This is a genomic window from Rhizobium sp. TBD182 (genome assembly GCF_001950375.1).
Classification (GTDB): Bacteria; Pseudomonadota; Alphaproteobacteria; order Rhizobiales; family Rhizobiaceae; genus Agrobacterium; species Agrobacterium tumefaciens.
The window spans coordinates 73,771-96,531 of sequence record NZ_BDLN01000003.1; the positions used below are offsets into that span (position 1 = coordinate 73,771).

General features: G+C 57.6%; 24 protein-coding genes and 1 pseudogene. 12 read left to right on the forward strand and 13 right to left on the reverse strand.

Annotation, left to right across the window (positions count from 1 at the left end):
* The first annotated feature begins 159 nt into the window (after nt 1-159).
* Nucleotides 160-573, forward strand: a complete 414-nt coding sequence (locus T18_RS12650) for a curlin (protein WP_038495499.1) — start codon at nt 160-162, stop codon at nt 571-573.
* Nucleotides 574-790: 217 nt separating this feature from the next.
* Here the strand turns inward: T18_RS12650 and phrB are convergent, their stop codons facing one another.
* The 4 genes from phrB to T18_RS12670 form a co-directional block, all read right to left on the reverse strand.
* Nucleotides 791-2,314 carry a (6-4)DNA photolyase gene (phrB, locus tag T18_RS12655; RefSeq protein ID WP_013761029.1) on the reverse strand — a complete coding sequence of 508 codons (1,524 nt, stop codon included), beginning with the start codon at nt 2,312-2,314 and terminating at the stop codon, nt 791-793.
* A 44-nt stretch (nt 2,315-2,358) separates the two neighbouring features.
* Nucleotides 2,359-2,919 carry a GNAT family N-acetyltransferase gene (locus T18_RS12660; protein ID WP_013761030.1) on the reverse strand — a complete coding sequence of 187 codons (561 nt, stop codon included), beginning with the start codon at nt 2,917-2,919 and terminating at the stop codon, nt 2,359-2,361.
* A gap of 102 nt (nt 2,920-3,021) precedes the next feature.
* Nucleotides 3,022-4,017, reverse strand: a complete 996-nt coding sequence (locus T18_RS12665; RefSeq protein ID WP_038495490.1) for a hypothetical protein — start codon at nt 4,015-4,017, stop codon at nt 3,022-3,024.
* 150 nt (nt 4,018-4,167) lie between these two features.
* Nucleotides 4,168-5,493, reverse strand: a complete 1,326-nt coding sequence (locus T18_RS12670) for a putative bifunctional diguanylate cyclase/phosphodiesterase (protein WP_013761032.1) — start codon at nt 5,491-5,493, stop codon at nt 4,168-4,170.
* 148 nt (nt 5,494-5,641) lie between these two features.
* On the opposite strand from T18_RS12670, the gene T18_RS27160 reads away from it, so the two are divergent.
* A complete protein-coding gene (locus T18_RS27160; protein ID WP_019566749.1) occupies nt 5,642-5,785 on the forward strand; it encodes a hypothetical protein in 144 nt (47 codons plus the stop codon).
* On the opposite strand, the gene T18_RS12675 is transcribed toward T18_RS27160, so the two are convergent.
* Together T18_RS12675 and T18_RS12680 are read right to left on the reverse strand one after the other, a co-directional pair.
* Complete coding sequence (locus T18_RS12675; protein WP_013761034.1) at nt 5,782-6,807, reverse strand: SAM-dependent methyltransferase; 1,026 nt, start codon at nt 6,805-6,807, stop codon at nt 5,782-5,784. The two genes, T18_RS27160 and T18_RS12675, sit on opposite strands and share 4 nt — an antisense overlap.
* A complete protein-coding gene (locus T18_RS12680; protein WP_038495952.1) occupies nt 6,804-7,592 on the reverse strand; it encodes a DUF1295 domain-containing protein in 789 nt (262 codons plus the stop codon). The genes T18_RS12675 and T18_RS12680 overlap by 4 nt, the downstream gene beginning before the upstream one ends.
* Before the next feature lie 192 nt (nt 7,593-7,784).
* On the opposite strand from T18_RS12680, the gene T18_RS12685 reads away from it, so the two are divergent.
* The 7 genes from T18_RS12685 (at nt 7,785) to T18_RS12715 (ending at nt 13,434) form a co-directional block, all read left to right on the forward strand.
* Nucleotides 7,785-9,158 (forward strand): NAD(P)/FAD-dependent oxidoreductase, encoded by a 1,374-nt coding sequence (locus T18_RS12685; RefSeq protein WP_013761036.1) that lies wholly within the window; start codon nt 7,785-7,787, stop codon nt 9,156-9,158.
* Entirely contained in the window at nt 9,155-9,973 is an 819-nt protein-coding gene (locus tag T18_RS12690; protein WP_013761037.1) for a DUF1365 domain-containing protein, read from the forward strand. Before T18_RS12685 ends, T18_RS12690 begins: the two co-directional genes overlap by 4 nt.
* Complete coding sequence (locus T18_RS12695) at nt 9,960-11,192, forward strand: SAM-dependent methyltransferase (protein ID WP_038495488.1); 1,233 nt, start codon at nt 9,960-9,962, stop codon at nt 11,190-11,192. The genes T18_RS12690 and T18_RS12695 overlap by 14 nt, the downstream gene beginning before the upstream one ends.
* Nucleotides 11,193-11,220: 28 nt before the next feature.
* The gene (locus tag T18_RS12700) at nt 11,221-11,598 is read left to right on the forward strand and encodes a DUF2147 domain-containing protein (RefSeq protein WP_019566744.1); all 378 of its coding nucleotides are present in this window, start codon (nt 11,221-11,223) and stop codon (nt 11,596-11,598) included.
* 20 nt (nt 11,599-11,618) lie between these two features.
* Entirely contained in the window at nt 11,619-12,050 is a 432-nt protein-coding gene (locus T18_RS12705) for a DUF2177 family protein (protein ID WP_013761040.1), read from the forward strand.
* A 131-nt stretch (nt 12,051-12,181) separates the two neighbouring features.
* Nucleotides 12,182-12,724: a sigma-70 family RNA polymerase sigma factor gene (locus T18_RS12710; protein WP_004431393.1), complete on the forward strand. Its 543-nt coding sequence runs from the start codon at nt 12,182-12,184 to the stop codon at nt 12,722-12,724.
* The gene (locus tag T18_RS12715) at nt 12,721-13,434 is read left to right on the forward strand and encodes an anti-sigma factor domain-containing protein (RefSeq protein WP_013761042.1); all 714 of its coding nucleotides are present in this window, start codon (nt 12,721-12,723) and stop codon (nt 13,432-13,434) included. Before T18_RS12710 ends, T18_RS12715 begins: the two co-directional genes overlap by 4 nt.
* A gap of 45 nt (nt 13,435-13,479) precedes the next feature.
* On the opposite strand, the gene T18_RS12720 is transcribed toward T18_RS12715, so the two are convergent.
* The 3 genes from T18_RS12720 to T18_RS12730 form a co-directional block, all read right to left on the reverse strand.
* Entirely contained in the window at nt 13,480-14,196 is a 717-nt protein-coding gene (locus T18_RS12720; protein WP_038495949.1) for a DUF72 domain-containing protein, read from the reverse strand.
* A 65-nt stretch (nt 14,197-14,261) separates the two neighbouring features.
* The gene (locus T18_RS12725) at nt 14,262-14,855 is read right to left on the reverse strand and encodes a general stress protein (protein ID WP_013761044.1); all 594 of its coding nucleotides are present in this window, start codon (nt 14,853-14,855) and stop codon (nt 14,262-14,264) included.
* A 21-nt stretch (nt 14,856-14,876) separates the two neighbouring features.
* The gene (locus tag T18_RS12730) at nt 14,877-15,194 is read right to left on the reverse strand and encodes a PepSY domain-containing protein (RefSeq protein WP_013761045.1); all 318 of its coding nucleotides are present in this window, start codon (nt 15,192-15,194) and stop codon (nt 14,877-14,879) included.
* 289 nt (nt 15,195-15,483) lie between these two features.
* On the opposite strand from T18_RS12730, the pseudogene T18_RS26650 reads away from it, so the two are divergent.
* The 3 genes and pseudogenes from T18_RS26650 to T18_RS12745 all read left to right on the forward strand — a co-directional run.
* A pseudogene (locus T18_RS26650) lies at nt 15,484-15,585 on the forward strand (DUF892 family protein); the annotation flags it as partial.
* 86 nt (nt 15,586-15,671) lie between these two features.
* Nucleotides 15,672-17,816, forward strand: a complete 2,145-nt coding sequence (gene catE, locus T18_RS12740; RefSeq protein WP_038495484.1) for a catalase C — start codon at nt 15,672-15,674, stop codon at nt 17,814-17,816.
* Nucleotides 17,817-17,933: 117 nt separating this feature from the next.
* Entirely contained in the window at nt 17,934-18,743 is an 810-nt protein-coding gene (locus T18_RS12745; protein WP_038495481.1) for a transglutaminase-like domain-containing protein, read from the forward strand.
* A 37-nt stretch (nt 18,744-18,780) separates the two neighbouring features.
* Here T18_RS12745 and T18_RS12750 read toward each other — a convergent pair whose 3' ends face one another.
* The 4 genes from T18_RS12750 to T18_RS27680 all read right to left on the reverse strand — a co-directional run.
* Nucleotides 18,781-20,376 (reverse strand): EAL domain-containing protein, encoded by a 1,596-nt coding sequence (locus T18_RS12750; RefSeq protein WP_038495946.1) that lies wholly within the window; start codon nt 20,374-20,376, stop codon nt 18,781-18,783.
* Between the two features lie 207 nt (nt 20,377-20,583).
* Nucleotides 20,584-21,507: an SRPBCC family protein gene (locus T18_RS12755; RefSeq protein WP_038495478.1), complete on the reverse strand. Its 924-nt coding sequence runs from the start codon at nt 21,505-21,507 to the stop codon at nt 20,584-20,586.
* On the reverse strand, nt 21,504-21,845 hold the full coding sequence (locus tag T18_RS12760) for an ArsR/SmtB family transcription factor (protein WP_025594895.1): 342 nt from the start codon (nt 21,843-21,845) through the stop codon (nt 21,504-21,506). The genes T18_RS12755 and T18_RS12760 overlap by 4 nt, the downstream gene beginning before the upstream one ends.
* A 131-nt stretch (nt 21,846-21,976) precedes the next feature.
* A partial coding sequence (locus T18_RS27680; protein WP_323455220.1) for an ABC transporter ATP-binding protein occupies nt 21,977-22,761 on the reverse strand: 785 nt, incomplete at its 5' end.

Consider the following 22,761-nt stretch of genomic DNA (forward strand, 5'->3'; position numbering starts at 1 on the left):
AACTATACATTTCCACCAGAGAGGGCGCCGGTTGAGCGCCCTTTTCTTTGATCCTCGTGCAGCGACTGAACGACATGTGAATGGGCAATTCCGTTCGGGTTCAGTTGCAGGATGCGAGATTGAATCATCGGCAAGGGCACTGACAGAATGGAGATCAGAATGACCCGCAACGTGTTGAAACTTCTCACCGTTACTCTGCTTGTTGGAGGCCTCGCGCCGCTCGGATTTACGGCTCCCGCCCATGCCGGTGGCCGCATTTCCTTTGACCTCGCGCCTGGCAATTCCGGGGATGAGGATCTGTTCTCAACCGGTCTGCGCGCCTACTCGCTTTATCGCGATCTGAAAGACGCAGACATCCGGCAACTGGGCCGGGGAAATGCGGCAGGCATCGCCCAGAACGGTCGCGGCAATCTCGGCTTTATCCGGCAGCGGGGCAACGGCCATTCCGCAACGCTGCAGCAAAACGGCAATAACAATGCCTATGGCATTTTCCAGTATGGGCGGAACACCGAAACCAACGTGGAGCAGAACGGAGACAACGGCAGCGGCCTGACATTCAGCTACGGCTGGTAAGTGATAGTTTAAAGTAACCTGAGAAACGCGGCAGGCTTCACGTCGTTTCCGATAGCTCGCCTTCGCCGCTCTCATCATTGGCGCCATTGCCGCATGGACCGGCGGCGCTGTCGGTACCACGCGGAGCTGGTTTTACGAGCCGCGTCATGACGGAGATATGCGCAGGACAGCTCTGATCGGGTATCCCGCCGTCGGCAAAAACAGAGAAAGAGCCGCGTCAGCTCAGACGGTTCAAAAACAGAGCCGCCTTTGCTCTGATATCATGGCGGACGTCTTCGCTCATCCGGGACCATGTGGCGTAGGGCTGCGCCAGCCGATGGTTGGATTTCAGCCTTTCACGGTTGCGGGCCAGAAAATCCCAGTATAGCGCGTTGAATGGGCAGGCCTTGTCACCGAGACGCTCCTTGGGGTCATAGCGGCAATTACTGCAATAGTCCGACATGCGATTGATGTAGTTGCCACTTGCGGCATAGGGCTTTGTTCCGAGAAAGCCGCCATCGGCGAACTGGCTCATGCCGATCACATTCGGCAGCTCAACCCATTCATAGGCATCCGCATAGACCTCGAGATACCATTGATGAACGGCCTTCGGATCAATGCCGGCAAGAAGGGCAAAGTTTCCCGTGATCATCAGTCGCTGGATATGGTGAGCATAGGCATTTTCGATGGTTTCCGTAATTACGGTCGCCATGCAGTTCATGTGGGTTTTGCCCGTCCAGTAAAAGCCCGGCAGCGGCCTGTCGTTTTGGAAGAAATTGCTGTCGACATAGTCAGGCCCGGCAAACCAGTAGATGCCGCGCATATATTCCCGCCAGCCGATGATCTGGCGAATGAAACCCTCGACGGCATTGAGCGGTGCCGCGCCCTCGTAGTAGGCGCGCTCCGCCACCCTGCAGACCTCCAGCGCATCCAGCAGCCCGCAATTGATGTAAAAAGACAGAAGCGAGTGGTTGAGATACGGGTCATCCTGCAGCATGGCATCTTGCGTGGCGCCGAAATTCATCAGGAAATCGTTTATGAAGGCACTGAGCGCCCGCTCGGCATCGGCGCGGGTGACGGCGAACCCAAAGTTCTCAAGCTTGCCGAAATTGTCGGGAAACAGCCGCTCGACGGTGTCGATGACATCCCTTGTTATCCTGTCCGGTGCGAAGACCGGGTGTCTTGGCCTCAGCAGGTCCGGCTTGGCGGGACTGCGGTTTTCCGAGTCAAAATTCCAGCGTCCACCGACCGGCTCTTCGCCATTCATCAACAGGCCAGTCTTGCGACGCATTTCCCGATAGAAATATTCCATCGTCAGGCTTTTGCGCCCGGCCGCCCAGCGCTCGAACTCCTCATGGCTGGCAAGAAAGCGCCGATCAGGGCGGATATCGACCTCGATATTGAAAGCACTGGCGAAGCGCTCGATCTCTGACTTGACGCGCCATTCTCCAGCCTCGGTGACGCAAATCCTGGAAGGGGTCAGGTCGTTTAACGCCCGCTGCACCTCACCCGAGAAGGAGCCCGCATTGTCGGGATCATCAATCCGCGTGTAGCGAACCCGGTATCCTTCGCCACGCAGTTCCTCGGCGAAGTGGCGCATGGCGGAAAAGATGAAGGCGATCTTCTTTTTGTGATGGCCGACATAGGTAGCCTCCGCCATTACCTCGCAAAGCAGGATCGTGTCGCGCGTCTTGTCGACACCATCCAGCGAAGATAGGGAGGGAGATAATTGATCGCCGAGGATCAAGACCAGTTGAGACACCGACAATTTCCTTCAAACCCGACATAATCATCACCTGCGCAAGATCACGGGCTAGACGCCCACTCCCTCTTCAGGGTGGCATAGATGAATTCATCCCCCCAGGTGCCGCCAAACCGGTCATTCTGGATCAAATGCGCTTCTTTCCGCAGGCCTAGGCGTTCAACAACGCCGATCGATCCGTGGTTCAGGGCATCCAGCCGCGCGAAAATCCGGTGATATCCGAGCGTCTCGAAGCCGAGGCTTATCATGGCCCGGACGGCTTCCGTCGCATATCCCTTACCTGAAAAATCAGGATTGAAGACATAACCGACTTCCGCCTGCAAAGCTGCCTTGCTCGCAATTTTAAGCAGGACTTCGCCGATCAACGTGTCATCGTCGCTGCGCGTAACGGCGAGTCGCAACGTATCGCCGTCCTCTTCGAACGGAGCCTCGAGCAGCGCTGCGAACTGCGTTTTCACCGCATCATCCGAAGGCGGTGCGGCATAGAGGAAACGGTAGACGTCATCGCGTGTGTGGTAATCGGCGTATGATGCGAGATCAGCGGCCTGGAATTTACGAAGGATCAGCCGGTCGGTCTTTATCGGTAGGTAGTTCTCAGGGTTCATTTATGCGCACTTTCAATAATGCGCGATATCTGGGGTCGCGTGCACCTGATCGCAAGAGAGCCCTCAATCGAGATCGTTCAGAGTATCTGGTCCACCAATGCGCTAGTCGGAAAGGGTGGCCAGAAGCTTTCCGCCTCTGTTCAGCACGCTTGACCGAGGCGACACCGGTTCAGAACCGGTGGACGCAGGTGATGGTGTTATCAACCATGCACCGGGATAATCAGTCCGGATGTGCCGGGGATTGAGGCGAATTCCAGTGCCGGCTGCGAAGTGGAGCGCGCCCGCCGTTGCTTCCTTCGACAAAACCGCACTTCGGATTTCATAGAGTTTTCTTTCTCCATCGAGGGCGAGCGTGACATCCTCAAGAGCGAAATCATCAATGCGGATAACCTGGCCCGTGGGCGTGTCGAGAACCCACCTGTCGGAATCGATGAAACCGTCGGTATAGACATTGCCGGTGGATGCACGCAGAAATGTGCCCTTCGGCAAGACAATGCCGTCGACGATGTTCCCGTCGGCAAGGACACATCGGCTGAATGCGGATACATCCCCGTCAGCCTTCAGGTCGAACTCCACCGGTTGTGCCGCATCGCAGCGCCAGCCGCTCTGCAGGGTCACGCCTGTGCCCGTCACCCGCATCGTCTCTGGAACAAAGCCGACGGTCTCATAATTTCCGTTGGTTTTTATCGCGATATAGCGGGCGATCTCGACGGCATCGACATTCGCGACCCGCACGGGATGGGGGAAGACCGCGCGGTTGAAGGATTCCCTGGTGTCGGCCACGGCCAGTTCAAGTTTCGTGCCTTTGGGCATGTCGATCTGGCCAAGGCGCACCGGCTCCCCAAGCTCCGGGCGATAGCTAGACGCCATTTCCCTGTCATAGGCACGCATCTGGAGATAGAAATTACCGAACTGCCAAAGTGTAAAAATCGCAATGGCGGTCGCCAGACCATAGGGCAGCATCATCGGGCGCGCCCAGCGGCCTCCTGCGTATCGTGCAACCAACACCACTGTCCAGATACCCCAGACCAGTGTCGTGGCAAGAAGGAAGGCAAGCAAAAGCAGCGTTTCGACGGAGGGTAGTGCTACTGGGATCATGCGAACCAACGAAATGATGCGGATCGGTAGCGATCCTGACAGGCAAGATAGCTCTACCCGACGAATGGTGCATTGTTCAACGGCCTGATCTGCCGGCCGGCACGCCACTGAATTCGATCCGGCTGCCTCAGCCTGTCGCAAAACGTCCGGTCAGGACGATGGACGGGCGGCATATTGCTCGAATTCGACGAGGCTCGTCGGCCTCGCAAAAAGATAGCCCTGAAACAATCGGCAGCCGTAGGACAGCATCATCCGCAGCTCCGCCTCGGTCTCCACGCCTTCGGCCAGAACTTCCAGTGAAAGGTCGTGCCCCATCTGGACGATGTTTCGCGTGATTGTCGCCATACGCCCGCTTTCGGTCACCCCCGTCACGAAGCTGCGATCAATCTTGATCTGTTTGAGCGGCAATTGCCGCAGGTAGCTCAGTGAGGAGTAGCCAGTGCCGAAATCGTCGAGTGAAATCGTAAAGCCGGAACGATCAAGGAGCTTCATTTTCGCGATCGCTGCCTCTATGTCGAATAGGAAAACGCTCTCGGTCAGCTCCAGCTTTAGAAGCTGTGGCTTGATGCCCTGAGACGAGGCGGCATCAAGAAGCTGCCCGGAAAATCCCGCGTCGACGAAATGATCGGCAGTGATGTTGATCGACAAGGTGAGATTCTGGGTTGCCGGGTCCTCTTGCCATCTCGCAAGTGTCTTGCAGGCTTCCGCAATGACCCAAGCGCCGATTGTCGGCATGAAACCGGTTTGCTGCGCAAGCGCGATGAAATCGGCTGGCGGGATGTATCCCCGTTTCGGGTGGTTCCACCGCAACAGCGCCTCTGCGCCAAGCAGCGTGCCATCCGCGCGGACCTGCGCCTGATAGAAAAGTTCAAACTGGCCATTCGAAAGCGCGGAACGCAGTTCCAGGGCTTTTTTCGTATGACTGCGAAACTGCGCCTGCATGGCGGCGACACCCCCACACAGCATCAACGCTGCGAAAACGCTGTTGAACCAGGCGCTGATGCTGCGCACATCCTGCGGCATGGGAGTACTGAACGAAAACCGCGCGGCCGACGCGCAGAAATAAACAAAGGCCACGAGACTTGCCGCGATGACCAGAAACTGGGCGGCGGAACGCTGGCGTTGAAAATTCATGTAGCCGACGAAGATGATGACGAGCAGGTAGAGATGCGTCGTCCTCGGTATGGTATCGTCTGAGACATCGATAGCGACGGAATACCAGCAGACGAACAGGATGCAGGCGCTCTGTGCCAGAATGAGTCCGAGGGAAAAGTGGCCCATCAGGCAAGTCAGCCAGCACGGCACGATCGCAACCCCTAGAATGAGGAGGCTGAGCGCAATGCCCCATCTTTCCGTGAGCATGAAAAACACGAACCAGCCAGTCGCCAGCGCCACGCCCATCCAGGCTGCAACTCGACACAGGAGAAGAAGATGCTGCGAATATTCCTCTCGGTCTTTTGTTTTCTGAAAAGGCATGCTGACCCTTGGCTTGGACTACGGGGCGAGCCCGCTCCTTGATGCAAAAGCCGAACGGAAGCTAGACGAGGTCGCCGAACTTCGCAGATTTCAAAAAACGGGGTTAAGCAAACAGGAATGAAATACACAAATTTTGCACGATCAAATCATGCACAATCAATCGCATATCCATTTTTCCCGCTTCGCCGGCCTCAGCGGCCTGCGCCAACCGAGGAGACACCTTCGCCGCATCGCGACGAAGGGCGAAGCGGCGCCGGATTGGGTTCGCATGCGCGTGTTTGCAGCGATCTAGACGCGCGCCATGAGGTAGTGTCCAACGCCCCAGACCTTACCGTCTTCGTGCCCGAAAAGACCTGCCGTCGCGAGGAAGAACAGTCTCCAACGCCGTTCCCACAAGCGCGCATCGTTGCCATAGACTCTCTGCAGGATCGGTCGGATACGGTCGATCTCCCGGTCGAAATTTCCAAGCCAGTCGAGGGCCGTCCGGCGATAATGTGATCCCGACCAGCGCCACTCCTGTTCCACGGTGAACTGCGCCGGGAAACGGTGAGGAAGATCGAAGGCAGGCATAATGCCGCCGGTGAAGAAATGCTGCGCGATCCAGTCTGCCCGGTTGCCATGGTCGAAACGATAGGATCGATCCCGGTGATTGAAGACGTGAAGGAAGAACTTGCCCTCGGGCGTCAGCCAGGAGCGGACGCGTTCGAACAATGCCTGCCAGTTCGACATGTGCTCGAACATTTCCACCGATACGACACGGTCGAAACGCTCATCAGTTGTGAAATCATTCATATCGGCCGTCACCACCGAGAGGTTCGACAGCCCACGCTCATTTGCACGTTCGATTATATATTCGCGCTGCGAAGCCGAATTTGAAACGGACGTAATCCGCGCATTGGGAAACCGGCCGGCCATATAAAGGGAGAGCGAACCCCAGCCACAGCCGAGTTCGAGAATATTCATCCCGTCCTGCAATCGGGCATGGGAAACGGTCTCTTCCAGCGCCAATGTTTCAGCCTCATCCAGAGTTGTCTGAGCATTGGGATAAAAGCAGCAGGAATATTTTCTTTGCGCGCCAAGGACGATTGCAAAGAATTCAGCCGGCACCTCGTAGTGCTGCCTGTTCGCCTCGTCGGTGTGCGTGGCGACGGGAAATTTCGCCATATCAGTCACAAAAGCGTTTTCTTCCGCCGCCGGAACGCCAGCAAGTCGCCGTTTGGTGCGCGCGCAGAGCATGTCGATGCCGGCAAGCGTCATATTGTCACTCAGCGGTGCGCGTTCGGCAGCATTGATGGCGAATGCGAGCATGTTCATGGCGTGTCCTCATTCTTGCGTGGCCCCGGAAAGAAGGCGTTGACGCGGTTTTGCAGGGCGCGGAATTTCTCTCCGCGTGATTTCAGCATGTGTTCTTCGAGCGGGGGAATGCCGGAGACGTGGACGAGCAGCCAGTACATCATGGCTGGCGCAGCAAGCGACAACCATGACCACGGCTGCGCATGGATGGCCAACAACGGAAAGCCGCACCAGAAAAGCCACTCGAAAAAGTAGTTGGGATGACGCGAATAACGCCACAGACCAGTCTCGCAGACGCCGGTTTTGGCCTCCGGGGTTTTTCTGAACTGTGAAAGCTGTGCATCGGAGGTCGCTTCTCCAACAAGCGCACCAGCCGCGACGATCAACGCTATCACATCGATAATGCTTGGAAGTGGCAGAGGATTGCTGGCGGCAAGATAGACGGCGAGAACCAGCACAAAGGCGGCAACGGCCTGAATCTGAAGAAAGGCGAATAGCCGCAACGAGGCATTGCTGCCCCATTCTTCTATAAGCTTCGCGTAACGTGGATCTTCGCCACCTCCCCTCGTCCGCATGCCGATGTGTCCCGCGAGCCGCAGCGACCACACCAATACGAGAAAGAGAACCGCTCCCCGGCGCCAGCTATCTCCATCGGAAAACAAGACGGCAACCACGCCGCCGACCCCGACACTCGCAGACCAGACGGTGTCGATCCAGCCACTCGATCCTGTGTAACGCTGCAACGCCCAGGCTGCCGCCATCAGAAGCGACATCAGCACGGCAAGGGCCACCACAACAGACATCATCACCATTCCGCTCACTGTATTCGAAGGACTTCAGACCAAGTTTCCAGTGGCAACTACGGGCGAGACGGCAAAAGAGTTTCAAGCGCCTGACAAAATTCTGAAAAATTTGCGCGCCGCTGAAACTTATCGATCCGCTCCTTCGTATCTGTCGCAGGCCGTAAAACTGAATTGTGAATGCAATAGCGAGGAACCATGTTCGATACCGAAGCCAAAAGAAAAGACAGCCGGCGAAACATCGCCGTGATCGGAACAGGCATTTCCGGTCTGTCTGCGGCCTGGCTTTTGTCGAAACGGCATGATGTCACGGTTTTCGAGGCTGCGGACCGCGTCGGCGGCCACAGCAACACCGTGACGTTCAAAACTGAACAGGGTGTGGTGTCTGTCGATACGGGGTTCATCGTCTATAATGAGGTGACGTATCCCAATCTGACGGCACTTTTCAAAACGCTGGGAGTGACGACCGCGGCATCCGACATGTCCTTTGCCGTTTCACTGGATGATGGCGGTTTCGAATATTCCGGCGGCTCTGGCTTTGGCCTTTTGGCGCAAAAGAGAAATGCCGTTAGACCGCGCTTCTGGGCAATGCTTGCCGACCTCTTGCGCTTTTATCGCAATGCCCCGCGCGATCTGCCGATGATGGGCGACATGTCGCTCGATGAGTATCTTTCTCAAAACAACTATGGCGACGCCTTTCGCAACGATCATCTTTACCCGATGGCAGCAGCCATCTGGTCTACCCCGGCCATGGAAGTCGGCCGTTACCCGGCAGCACATTTCGTGAAGTTCTGCAGCAATCACGGCCTGCTGTTGCTCCGCAACCGGCCCGTCTGGCGCACCGTTGTCGGCGGCAGCCGGGAATATGTGAAACGACTCACTGCGCCATTCGCCGATCGCATTCGGCTCTCGACACCTGTGACGCGCATCCACCGCCTGGCGGACGGGGTCGAGATCGCCAACACTAACGGCGAATTCGAACGGTTCGACGATGTGGTGATTGCCACACACGCAGATCAGGCGCTGGAGATGCTGACGGACGCGACGCAAGCCGAACGGCGCATTCTCGGCGCGTTTGGCTATACGAAAAACAGGGCGGTACTGCACACGGACAGCAGTTTCATGCCCCGCAGGCGCACCGCCTGGTCAAGCTGGAACTATGTGGCCGATACACGCATTGAAACGGGGCAGCCGAGCATCACCTACTGGATGAACAAGCTTCAGCCTCTGGGTGCAATCCCTGACACCTTCGTAACGCTGAACCCGACACGCGAACCGGAAAAGGGAAAAATCATCACCGAGGAAACTTACCACCATCCTGTTTTCGATGCCGGCACCGAGCAGATGAGGCAGGAACTGTGGGCCTTGCAGGGTTTGAGAAACACCTGGTTCTGCGGCGCCTATTTTGGCTCGGGTTTTCATGAAGACGGCATTCAGGCAGGGCTTGCCGTCGCCGAGGATCTGGGCGGCCTGTCGAGGCCCTGGAAGGTTACCGATGATAGCGGCCGGATCGTCCGTCTGAATTTGGCTTCGCGGAAAAGAACGATCAAACTCGTTGAGGCGATCCCATGACGTCTCATTTCTCCTCCGCGCTTTTTCCCGGACATGTCATGCATGCGCGCTTCAAGCCGAAAGCGCACCGGCTCGCCTATCGCATTTACTCGCTGCTTCTCGACCTTGATGAACTCGATGCGCTTGACCGTAAGCTGCGGCTGTTCTCCGTCGATCGTTTCAACCTGTTTTCCTTTCACCGCCGGGACCGCGGCGACGGGAGCAAGATGGAATTGCGCAACCAGATCGAAAACGCCATGACGGCCGCAGGCATGACCGTCGATGGTGGTCCGATCCGTCTGCTCACCATGCCGCGCATCCTTGGCTGGGCCTTCAATCCACTCAGCGTGTTTTTCTGCCACGGCCGGAACGGGTCTCTCAAAGCCATTCTCTGGGAAGTCGACAACACGTTCGGCGAGCGGCATTCCTATCTGATCCCGGTGGAGACAGAAGGTGCGGCCGAGATCGTCCAGCGCTGCGACAAGGCCTTCTATGTCTCGCCCTTCATGGACATGGATCTCCGTTATGTATTCCGGGTCATACCACCCGGCGACAAGCTGAAGATCGTTATCGATACATTTGACGACGAGGGGCCAGTCCTGACTGCAAGGCATCTGGCGCGGCGTGTCGAGCTGACCGATGGCGCGCTGCTGAAGGCTTTTGTCACCATCCCCTTTCTTACCCTCAAGGTTGTTGCCGGCATCCATTGGGAAGCACTTAAAATATGGCTCAAGGGTGTGCGGTTAAGAAAACGACCGCGTCCACCTTCTGCCCCTGTCTCCTTCATTCACCCATCACCATCGCAAATCGAGGCCAAACTTCATGACCCCGTTTGACAATCTCAACGAACTATCGCTGGAAAACACGCAGATGCGGCAACGCACCGGTCCCGAAGGCTGGCTCATGGCCAAGCTCTTGAACAACGTCTCCAAAGGCAGACTGCGCGTCATGCTGCCCGGTGGCGGCGTGATTGAGAAATCCGGGGAACATGAGGGCACCGAGGCGACGCTTGTTCTCCATCGCTGGCGCGCGCTACGGCGGCTCATCCTCAATGGCGACATCGGTTTTGCCGAGGGTTACATCGAAGACGACTGGTCCACACCGGATCTGACCGCCCTGATCCGTTTTGCGGCACAGAACAACGAAGCTTTCGGGGGATCGACGCGCGGTAGCCTGCCCATGCGCCTCATCAATCGCCTTGGCCACCGCCTGAACGCCAATACAAAGCGCGGCAGCCGCCGCAACATCGAGGCCCATTACGATCTCGGCAACGAATTCTACCGGCAATGGCTCGATTCCTCGATGCTCTATTCGTCGGCGATTTTCGACGATACGACGCCAACGCTTGAGGCGGCCCAACTCAAAAAACTCAACCGCATCGTCGACAAGCTGCAATTGAGCGGCGGTGAGAGCGTATTGGAGATTGGCTGCGGCTGGGGCGCGCTTGCAATCCACCTCGCGACCCAGGCGCATGCCAACGTTACCGGCCTTACCCTTTCGCCATCTCAGTTGAATTGGGCAAAGGCGGCAGCGGAGAAAACCGACAAGGCTGAGCATATCGATCTCAGGCTCGAGGACTACCGCGATGTCGAAGGCAAGTTCGACCGCATCGTTTCCGTCGAGATGTTCGAAGCGGTCGGTGAGGCCTATTGGCCGAGCTATTTCGAAACACTGAAACGCTGCCTGAAACCCGGCGGGCGCGCGGTGCTGCAAATCATCTCCATTGAACCTGCCCGGTTCGATAATTACCGGCGAAACGCGGACTTCATCCAGAAATACATCTTTCCGGGCGGCTTCCTGCCATCTGACGAAGCCCTTGAAAGAGCAATCGGCAGGGCGGGTCTGAGCCTCGCCGATACCGAGCTTTTCGGCCAGTCCTATGCCCGCACGCTGGCGGAATGGCGCCAGCGTTTCCATGCGCGCTGGCAGACAATCTCGCTGCTGGGTTTCGATGACCGCTTCAGGCGGCTCTGGGATTATTACCTCTGCTACTGCGAAGCCGGCTTTACCGAGGGAACCATCAATGTTGGCTTCTACACGATCGAGCACAAATAAGGCGGGGCAACAACTGCGGAGAAAGACGATGAAAATCAATCCCTTGATAATCGCATCTGTCCTGGGTCCGATGCTTGCGGCCTCTGGTGCCGGAGCAGCCGACATCGACGGAAACTGGGCGCGCGGCGACGGCAACGCGAAAGTGCTAATCGCACCCTGCGGCGACAATATATGCGCCACCAATACCTGGATCAAACCGGGCACGCCCGAGGAAAAGACCGGTGACCGGCTGATCATGACCATAAAGCCAGATGAAACAGGCGTCTATTCGGGCACTGCCTTCGATCCGCAACGCGACAAATCCTACAAGATAACCGTGACGGTTGATGGCAACAGCATGACCACCAAGGGCTGCATCGTCGCTGGTCTCCTGTGCAAGGGCATTACCTGGGCCCGCATCAACTAGACTCTGGAAAGGACAAACCGATGAAGACCTATATCTCAGCCTACTTCTTCACCCTCATCGCCTTTCTGGTGATCGACTTCATCTGGCTAAGCACCATGGCGTCGCGACTTTATCGCCCGGCGATCGGCGATCTTCTGGCTGAGAACTTCCGGCTGGCCCCGGCGATCATCTTTTATCTCATCTACGCGGCAGGACTGACCTTTCTTGCGGTTCGTCCGGCCCTCATATCAGGCCAGTGGACGACCGCGTTGGTTTATGGTGCAGCCGTCGGCTTCATGGCCTATGCCACATATGATCTCACCAATCAGGCAACGTTGAAAAGCTGGTCCACGACATTGACCATCGCAGATCTTCTGTGGGGCACCTTCGTGTCCGCAGCCGCTGCCATCATCGGTTACATCGTCACCGTACGGCTGGTCGGTCCACTGCAAAATCCGGCAGGTGTGTTATGACAGCGACCATCCCTGCCGCCTGCTTCCACCCGGCCAATTTTTGGCCGGGAAGACGTGAACTTCATTTCGCGCATGCCTTGCCTTCCCACAAAGGACAACCCTATATAGGAGGCGAAAGAAGGGATGTTCGAATGCAGGGTACAGAGATAGCAACGCTCATAAACCGCGTCGGCATGGGCGACCGCTCGGCATTCGTTTCCCTCTATCAAGCCACCAGCCCGAAGCTTTATGCGATCTGCCTGAAAATCCTGCGTGACAGGACCGAAGCCGAAGAAGCGCTTCAGGAAGTCTATATCAAGATCTGGCAAAGAGCCCTCACATTTGCAGCAAGCGCCGGCACACCGTCGACGTGGCTCGCCGCAATCGCCCGCAACCATGCGATCGATACGATCAGGGCGCGCAAACCCGTGGGCGACGACATTGACGAAGCCTATGACCTTGCCGATGACAGCATCCGCAATCCGGAGCAGCAGGTCGTTCTGGCCGATGAGGGTCGCAGGATCGACAATTGCATGCAGGAACTTGAAACGGTTCATGCGCAGGCGGTGCGTCGTGCCTATATCGAAGGGCTGAGCTATATCGAACTCGCCAAAGAATTGCGGGTGCCACTCAACACGGTCAGAACCTGGCTGCGGCGAAGCCTTCTCAAACTCAGAGAGTGCATGCAGCGATGACCACGAGCGAAAACAGCGAGGGCATGCATTCGCGCGACGAAATCCTCGCTGGCGAATATGTGCTCGGCGTGCTGCCGTTTGAAAAGCGTCGTGAGGTCGAGCGGCGCATGCAGGACGACAGGGTCTTCGCGCAGCTGGTCCACCGTTGGGAAAGCGAATTTTCAGACTTCAACGTGGATTATGAAGAACAGGCGCCGAGTGCGGCCATTCTCGCCCGCATTGAAGAACGCCTGTTCGGCAGCAAGACCAGCAACGCCAATGGCAGTCTGTGGAGTTCCGCATCCTTCTGGCGATGGATATCGGTCGTCACGAGCGCGACTGCCGTTGCGGCAATCGTTTACGCCGCATTTCCCGAAAAATGGCAGGGCACAGCTCCGCTGGTAGCCGAACTTTCGACAACGGACAGCCAGGTCAACCTGCTTGCATCCTATGATGCAGAGACCGGCAGGATGCACATTATACCGGTTGCGACCGGCAAGGCCGATGAGAAATCACTGGAACTGTGGCTCGTGATGGATGGCGGCAAGACCCGTTCGCTCGGTGTCTTCCAGCCCGGAACGAATGGCGATCTCATTATCCCGGCGGATATGCGTAACAACATTTCGGAAGGCACGACCTTCGCGATCAGCGTGGAACCCTTCGGTGGCTCACCAACTGGTCAGGCAACCGGCCCTGTTATCGCGATCGGCACCGCACGAAGGCAGCTTTAAGGCGTCACGCCTTCATGCGCTTTTGCCAACTGCTGAAACATGATTTCAGTCTGCGCACCGTTTAGCGGTTGCGCAATCATCGAGCATTGCCAGCGCGTTCTTTATTGCGGCACCGGAGGCGGTATTGTCGAAAACGCACCAGGATTCGGCGGAAAGGCTTTTTCTAAACGAGAGGATTTCGGCGGCGCTGTATTCGGAATAATAAATCCGGGGAGCGCCGTGGAGCCGGACATATTTGGGCGGCTCGGAAAAATCACTCGCCGGCCAGACCGGCGCAGGATCGGCCAGCACACGATCAATGGCATAGCGTTGCAGAACCTCTTGCGCTGACTGCGTAGCCCAACTTGTGTGACGCGGTTCGAGTACGAGCATGCCGGGAAAGGTCTGACGCATAGTATCAAACGCGGCCTCCGCGTCGGAGACATCAAATGTGAGATTGGGTGGCAACTGGCACAATAAGGGTCCAAGCTTGCCATCCAGCGCCGCAAGTTCCCCAACAAATGCCTTGAAGACTTGTCCGATTTCCCGCAACCGGCGCTCATGCGTGATCTCGCGCGGCAGCTTCACGGCGAAGCGGAAGTCATCGGGCACCGAATTTGCCCAACGCTCGAACGTCGTTGGCCGGTGGTGGCGATAAAAGGTGGAGTTGATCTCGACGCCGTTGAATACGGCAGCATATCGGCTAAGCCGACTTCCAGTTTCGGGAAAACGGTGCGCCACAGTCTTGGGGATCGACCATCCAGCTGTTGCAATGACCGGCACTTTCACCTGCCCCGAGGCTATCAAAGAGAAGGCCGGCACATGCCGACCTTCCCTTGATTTAACGCTTAGCGTCTGTAACGCAGACGTTCCTGTTCGATTTCAGTGGGCTCATAAGGATCGAGCGTGTCGTCAAACCGTGACCAACCGTCTTCGGCATAGGCCGCGCGCCGCTTGTCCGGATCAACCCAGTTGGACTGGCGCAGGACTTCTTCGGCGTCCGTGTAAAGGCTGTCCTCGACCTTCGCCGTCACGAGCGTGCCACCCCGGCGAACACCTTCTGCGTAAACATGGGCGTGGTCTTCGGAAACGCCGGCGTCCGTCAGCGCGCCGATAAGGCCGCCGGCGGCACCGCCCGCAACGGCACCGGCAACAGCGCCTGCAGCCGTCGCAGCAAGCCAGCCTGCCGCAACCACCGGTCCGACGCCGGGAATTGCCATGATGCCAAGGCCTGTCAGCAGGCCACCGACACCACCGACAGCAGCGCCGATGCCGGCACCCGTGCCTGCGCCTTCGGCAGCTTTTGTATCATTGCCATGGCGTTCGTCTGCATTGTTGGAAACAATGCTGATATCTTTAGACGGCACGCCGCGTTGTTCCAGTGCAGTAACGGCGGCGCTGGCATCGGAGTAGTCGTCGAAAAGTCCGGTAACGGTCTTCATAGGATTCTCCCAAAGATTGAATTAGTTAGCGACAATATTGCCCTGATAGTCGAGCGCCACATTTACGGACTTGCCGTCCTTCGAGGCCTTGGCCTGCCACACGCCCTTGTCGTCGAGCGTAAGACCGGTCACTTCGGCATATCCGGCGTCCATAAGGCGTTTATTCGCCTGTTCCTCTGTAAAGCTGTTTGCGCCTTCCACAGGCGCAGTCGCATTCTTGGTGTCTGGCGTAGCGACGGCAGGCTTGCTGCCATCGGTGGCTGGAGCGGTGGACGTCTGAGCGAAGGCGCCAAGGGTCGACGCGCCGAGAAGCGCGGCGGCTAAAAGAAGCTTTTTCATGATTTTTCCTCGTTGTAGCCTTCAGTGCAGGCTCGACAGGGAAACAACATGTCGGGCCTCATGGTTCCGCCAATCTGAAAATAGAATTTGCAGGCCTTGCCGTTCCATCATCGTCGAAACGCAACCGAACTATCTCTGCCGGATGAGGAACGTCCGCCTATTCAACCGGTTACTGGCATCGCTGTGATGCCACCGCGGACCGGAATGTGAATTCTTTTCCGGGAGCAGGAACATCGTCTCCACTCAGGGGTTGTCCAAGTACATCATTCAAAGTTGATCGGATTCCCACATGCCTGCGGAAACTACATTGCATGACCTGTTCCTCGATACGCTCAAGGACATCTGTCTCGCCGAACAACAAGTGCTGAAGGCTCTGCCGAAGACCGTGCGGGGACCCTTCCAAGCTTAGGCCGCCTTTTGGGGCGGCTTTTTCATTTCCGGGTCGGATAGGCCCCTTCCAATTTCAGGAGTCACACCATGGCCAAGACCACATCAACATCACCAAGCGACAAGACCGAAACCGTGACGATCCATGACCAGAAGCTGGAGCGCAGTGCTGGCGGCGAGCTGCATCAGACAGCCGAAAACGACGCGCCGGTGCTGACGACCGCTCAAGGGGGGCCGGTCGCGGACGACCAGAATTCTCTAAGGGTCGGGCCGCGCGGGCCGCTCGTCGTTGATGATTTCCATTTCCGCGAAAAGATCTTCCATTTCGACCATGAGCGCATTCCCGAGCGCGTCGTGCATGCGCGCGGCTACGGCGCGCATGGCTTCTTCGAGACCTACGAGTCCTTCTCCGCATACACAAAGGCGGATTTCCTGCAGCGCGCCGGCGAAAAGACACCAGCCTTCGTCCGTTTCTCGACGGTTGCGGGCAACAAGGGCTCAGCCGACCTTGCGCGCGACGTGCGCGGTTTCGCAGTGAAGCTCTATACACAGGAAGGCAACTGGGATCTCGTCGGCAATAATATTCCTGTCTTCTTCATTCAGGACGCAATCAAGTTTCCCGACCTGATCCACGCCGCCAAGCAGGAACCTGACCGGGCTTTTCCGCAGGCGCAGACGGCCCATGACAATTTCTGGGACTTCATCAGCCTGACGCCGGAAAGCATGCACATGGTCATGTGGGCCATGTCGGATCGTACCATACCGCGGTCTTTCCGCTTCATGGAGGGTTTCGGCGTTCATACCTTCCGCCTGGTGAATGCAAAGGATCAATCGACCTTCGTCAAGTTCCACTGGAAGCCGAAGCTCGGGCTTCAATCGGTCGCCTGGAACGAGGCGGTCAAGATCAATGGCGCCGATCCCGATTTCCATCGCCGCGATCTGTGGCAGGCGATCCAGTCCGGCAACTTCCCGGAATGGGAATTGCAGGTGCAGCTCTTCGATCAGGAGTTTGCCGACAGCTTCGATTTCGACGTGCTCGATCCGACAAAGATCATCCCCGAGGAAATCCTGAAGCCGCAGCCGGTCGGACGACTGGTACTCGACCGTATGCCCGACAACTTCTTTGCCGAGACCGAGCAAGTTGCGTTCATGACGCAGAACGTGCCGCCGGGTATCGACTTCAGCAATGATCCGCTGTTGCAGGGTCGCAACTTTTCCTATCTCGACACCCAGCTGAAACGCCTTGGTGGGCCAAACTTCACCCATCTGCCGATCAATGCACCGAAGTGTCCCTTCGCGCATTTCCAGCAGGATGGCCACATGGCCATGCGCAATCCTGTTGGCAGGGTGAATTACCAGCCGAACTCGTTCGGTGAAGGCCCGAGAGAGTCGCCGAGCCGGGGGTATCGTCATTTTCCGGCAGAAGAACAGGGGATCAAGGCGCGGCTGCGCCCCGAGAGCTTTGCCGACCACTACAGCCAGGCACGGCAATTCTACATCAGCCAGACCCCGCCAGAACAGCGTCATATCGCGGCAGCCCTGACATTTGAACTGAGCAAGGTGGAAACAGCCGTGATCCGCGAACGCATGGTGTCGCATCTCATGAACATCGACGAGACGCTGGCAAACACCGTCGCGCAGAAGCTGGGTTTCAAGTCCATGCCGAAGCCGGCGGATGCGGCCATGCCGACACGTCAGGATCTGGAACCCTCGCCGGCGCTCAGCATCGTTGCGCGTGGTCCGAAACGCTTCGAAGGCCGCAAGCTTGGTATACTCGTCACCGATGGTGTCGACGCCAAATTGCTGAACGACCTGATGTCGGCGATTACCAAGGAAAAAGCCGTCTGCGAATTGATAGCCCCGAAGGTCGGTGGCGTCACCGCCTCAGACGGGAGCTGGATTGAGGCCCATCACATGATCGACGGCGGGCCATCGGTTCTCTTCGATGCAGTTGCACTGTTGACTTCTGCCGAGGGGATAGACGATCTGGTCAACGAGGCGACGGCGCGTGACTTCGTGGCCGATGCTTTCCAGCACTGCAAGTTCATCGGTTACGACCAGTCGGCGCTGCCATTGCTGGAAAAGGCCGGTATCGCAGGCGATCTTGACGAGGGCACGATTATCCTCCCAGGTGAGGAAGGCCTCGCTGGCTTCGTGTCGAACCTTGGCAAGCTGCGTGTCTGGGGACGGGAACCTTCCGTAAAACTCGGCAAGGCGTCACCGCCGGTAAAGTGAAATCACAGGCGGGCGCGGCTACAATGCCGCGCCTTGATGACGCACGATCGCCCGCCCGAGGGCGTGAAAACGTTTCAGCGTGAACAACATCAAGATGGCTCATGAAGGATGTACTGAATGAAGATTCGCGCCGGGTTCGATATTGCTTATGAATGCGAGAATGAGACGGCAATGCTGCTTGTTCTCAATCTCCACCCCAGCCGGCGCGCAGATCTGCTCACCGAACAGGTGCTGACCTTCGACAGGCCGATCGAGGCCTGGGGTTATATGGATATCTTCGGGAACGCCTGCAGCCGCATAACCGCACCGCCAGGCGTGACGACGATCTCGACGCGGTTCGACATATATGACGGCGGCCTGCCAGATCCCGTTCCTGAAAACGCTTTCCAGCACGATATCAAGGATTTACCAGACGATGTTCTAGTGTTCCTGCTAGGCAGCCGTTACTGCGATACCGACCGCCTGGCGGACTTCGCCTGGAAAAACTTCTCGGCAACAACGCTCGGCTGGCCCCGTGTGCAGGCGATCCTCGATTTTGTGCATTCCCATATTGTCTTCGACTACGAGAAAGCCGATCCGCTCAGGACAGCATATGGCGGCTTCATCGACCGGACCGGGGTTTGCCGCGATTTCGCACATCTTGCGATCACCCTCTGCCGTTGCATGAATATCCCCGCTCGCTATTGCACGGGCTATCTCGGTGATATCGGCGTGCCGAAGGACCCCAATCCGATGGATTTCAGCGCCTGGTTCGAAGTCTATCTCAGCGGCCGTTGGTATACGGTCGATGCCCGTCACAACAGGCCCCGCATCGGACGCATCTTGATGGCGACAGGACGAGATGCGACGGACGTCGCCCTGTCCACCGCCTTCGGTCCGGCTATCCTGAAGCGGTTCGAAGTCATTACGGAAGAACTGGCCGGATAGCGACGAGTAGCATCAAGACGCTCAGGTCTCGCTCGACCTAGACCGACGCGACCTGAATGACCTCGGGAGCGGAGCCGTATGTCGACTTGTTCCGACGGTGAAAGGCGATGAATTCATCGGCTGGAAGCGGCTTGGAAAACAGCCACCCCTGACCGAAATCCACACCATGTTCCCGCAGATAGGCCGCCTGCTCCGGCCTCTCGATACCTTCCGCAACGGAAAACAGTCCAAGCTCACGCGCCATCTCGATAATATGGAGCGTCACGGTGCTGGTTGCCGTGTTCCTGCCGATCGTATCAACGAAGGACTTGTCGATTTTCAGGGCGTCCAACGGCAGTCCCTGCAAATACTGAAGGCTGGAATAGCCGGTTCCGAAATCGTCAATTGCCACGGAATGCCCGGCCTTGCGTGCTCTATCCAGCGTCACGCGCGCCGCGTCAATGTCGATGAAACCGCGCTCGGTCGCTTCAAGCCATATCTGCTCCTTGCGTATATCCGCGCGGACAAGGCGTTGATCGATGAAGTCTAGTATCCGGCCTGATTTTACATCGTCGGCGCAGAGATTGATGGCGATATGTGCGCTGCGATCCCCAACGAGCATGGTACCAAGATCTGCAATAATGGCTTCAACGACCTGATCGGTGATGGGCTCTATCAGCCCTGTTTCTTCCGCCAGCGGAATGAAGAGGTCTGGCCTCACCAGCGTGCCATCAGGCCGCCGCCAGCGGACAAGCGCTTCGGCGCCCACGCATATATTGGTCTTGAGTTCGATGATTGGTTGATAGTGGACGATGAATTCACGGTTCTGGACTGCGATTTCCAGTTCCGTTTCCGGCGACAACCGCTTGCGCGACATCCAGATGACGATGCCGACGATAAAGAGCGCAATGAATGCGCCAATGGGCAAAAGGATAGTCAACTCCCGCACCAGCCTCGTTCGCAACGCCGCCCTTGGCTCGAGAACCACCGCCGTCAGCGCATTCTCCTTTACCACCGAATAAAGCCATGCGTCCGTCGTGCCCTGTCCCTCTTTTGTCGGCAACGTGGCCAGAACCCCTGTATCGGGAAGGTTCTGCGTGCTGATGACCGCAGCTTTATCGTTGAGGATTGCAAGAGACATCCCGTCCCGTAGCACAATATCAGCAAATCTGGAAGGTGCGACGAGTGCGTTGTGGTGGCCGAGATGCAGGCTCGTCATCTGGTCGCCGTGGCTGATGCCAGGCTGGATACGCAACGTCACTTCAAGGCCGTCCGGTGTGACGTAGTCGACGTGGGATTTGGCTACGTCGCCAGCGGCGCGGCCCCAGGAGGTGCATTTGATGAAGCCGTTTTCGAAATAGCCAATCTCCTCGATTGAGGGGACGTTGATCGTCACCATCCGCATTTGTGCAATATGCTGATCCGAACATGCGGGAGGGTGCGCCGTTTCAATTGCTTCCAATGCCCCTTGCGCTTGCCTGAATGTATTTCCGGCACGAACAAGCGATCTTTCGGCGACGAGGTCGAGAATGAAGAGTTCTTTTTGAATGGCGACACGCCAGGACGTCCAGGCCATGGCGGCAATGGGCAGCGCGGCGCCGACTATGGCCAGGAATATCCCCAGGGCTATCACACGCCAACGTCGTGACTGCATCATCACTCTCCAAAAGGTAGTCGGGACATCAGTGTCGCAATCTCCTTAATTTTTGCTGTGTGCGGAACGGTGAAAACCGGGTGATGCAAATTATGATTTCTGCCGTCAACGCAATCTGAAAATCCCGTGACGGCAGGAACGCGGGGTGGATAATCCAGTTACCCCGAGAGGGTATCACGCCCCTGTCGAAGTTCAGTCCCGGTGCGATTACGATGCGAAAACAAAGCGTTCCAGTTTGCCGAGCGTCTGCTGACCCAGTTCTATAGCCCCAAAACCCTTCGCGTCCTGGAACTCGGCTTCCGTGCTGAACACCATACCGAGCACGACCTTCGTCGCGCCGTCCTGATCCTCGAACGAAGCCCAGGCGTCGGCATGTTTCGGCCCGTTTTCGCCCCAGAGCAGCGTGTAGCCGATCCTCTCTTCAGGCCTGACCTCGATATATCGATGATGGTTCGGGAAGACAGTGCCGTCAGGTCCGATCATGTCGAACACCCACTCGCCGCCGGTTCGCAGATCGATCCTCTTCGTGCGACACAAAAACCCTTCCGGTCCCCACCATTGCGGCAGCGTCTCGGAATTCATCCAGGCCTTCCAGACGATGTTGCGCGGCGCCCTTATCGTTCGCTCCAGCACCATTGTTCGTCTGGCCACCTCGGCCAGATTGTTGAGACCGGCACCGAAGCCCTGCCGGTAACCCGCCTGCATATCCGCAGCCAAGGAGGAAAGCTGCACGGTTACGACAACGCGACTGCCCTGCTCCGCCGCCGAAAAATCAGCGGTCACCAGCGCCGCAGACTGCGTCACGTCACCGGACGACACCACCTCGTAATTGACGCTGCGCAAGGCTGGCTGCAATTCCAGCCACCCGCATTCGCAGCGAATATCAGGCTGCCCATCGACCTTGCAAAGCGAAACTTCGCGTCCGCCAACTCTGGTATCGGCTTCCAGAAACTCCACGGTCACGGCGGGCGTGGGCGCTGCCCAGACAGCCCGCGCGGCAGGCGACGTCCACACTTGCCAGAGGACCGACAATGGAACAGCGATCACCCTTTCGAAGCTCAGTGTTGCAAAGCGGCCATCGCCAAGATGGGGTTCAGCACGGGTGCCGTCCTGATTGCGTTTCGACATCATTCCGTGCGCTCCTTCGCAGCCTGCATTGCAAATGCCTCCAACCGGTCGAGCCGGCTCTCCCAAATGGCCCGCTGTTCATCAAGCCATGTCCGCACCGGCTCCAGAGCCTCGGGCACGATAGCGCAGGTGCGCACCCGCCCATCCTTTGAGGTGCGGATAAGCCCCGCCTCCTCCAGTACCGACAGATGCCGCATCACGGTCGGCAAGCGCAGCCCCGTGGGAGCGGATAATTCCATGACGCGGGCAGGCCCTTGCGCGAGCTTCGTTAGAATAGACCGGCGCGTTGGATCGGCCAGAGCCTGAAAGATCAGCGATAGTTCGGGCGAATGCTTAGTCATAATGCTAACTATCATGCAGTACGGCTCAAACGCAAGGAAAACTTCGTCGATTAGCTAAGTGTTTGACCGCGAGCATTTGTTGGCCGCCGCGCAAAAGAAAACGCCGGAGCATTGCCCCGGCGTTTCATTTTTTAAGCCACCAGACCCTTGGTCAGTTCCAGCGCCTGCCGCTCGAACAGCCGGCGATAGATGCCGTCATTCAGACGGATCAGCGCCTGGTGGTCGCCCTCTTCGACAATCTTGCCCTTGTCGAACACCAGCAGACGGTCAAGCGCCCGCACGGTGGAAAGCCGGTGCGCAATGACCAGCGTGGTGCGGCCATCCATCAGACGTTCCATGGCCTCCTGGATCTGCACTTCGCTTTCGCTGTCGAGGCTCGATGTCGCCTCGTCCAGAATCAGCACCGGCGCATCCGCGAGGAAGGCACGTGCAATGGCGACACGCTGCCGCTCCCCGCCAGACAATTTAACGCCGCGCTCACCCACCATCGTCTCATAGCCCTTGGGAAGGGACATGATGAAATCATGGGCGCTTGCCTGCCTCGCCGCCTGCTCGATCTCACGCCGCGAGGCGCTCGGCCGGCCATAGGCGATGTTTTCCGCCAGCGTGCGGTGGAACAGGATGGGTTCCTGCTGCACGATGGCGATCTGGCTGCGCAGGTTTGCCTGCCTGGCCTTGGCGATGTCCTGGCCGTCAATGCGGATCGAGCCGGAATTCACATCGTAAAGCCGCTGGATAAGCTTGACGAACGTCGTCTTTCCCGACCCCGAATGCCCGACCAGCCCCACACGCTCACCCGACCTGATGGTGACTGAAAAGTCCTCATAGAGCGGGCTGGGATGCGCGCCATATTGAAAAGTGACGTTGTCAAAAACGATTTCGCCCTTCTCTATCCTGATCGGCCTGGCATCCGGCC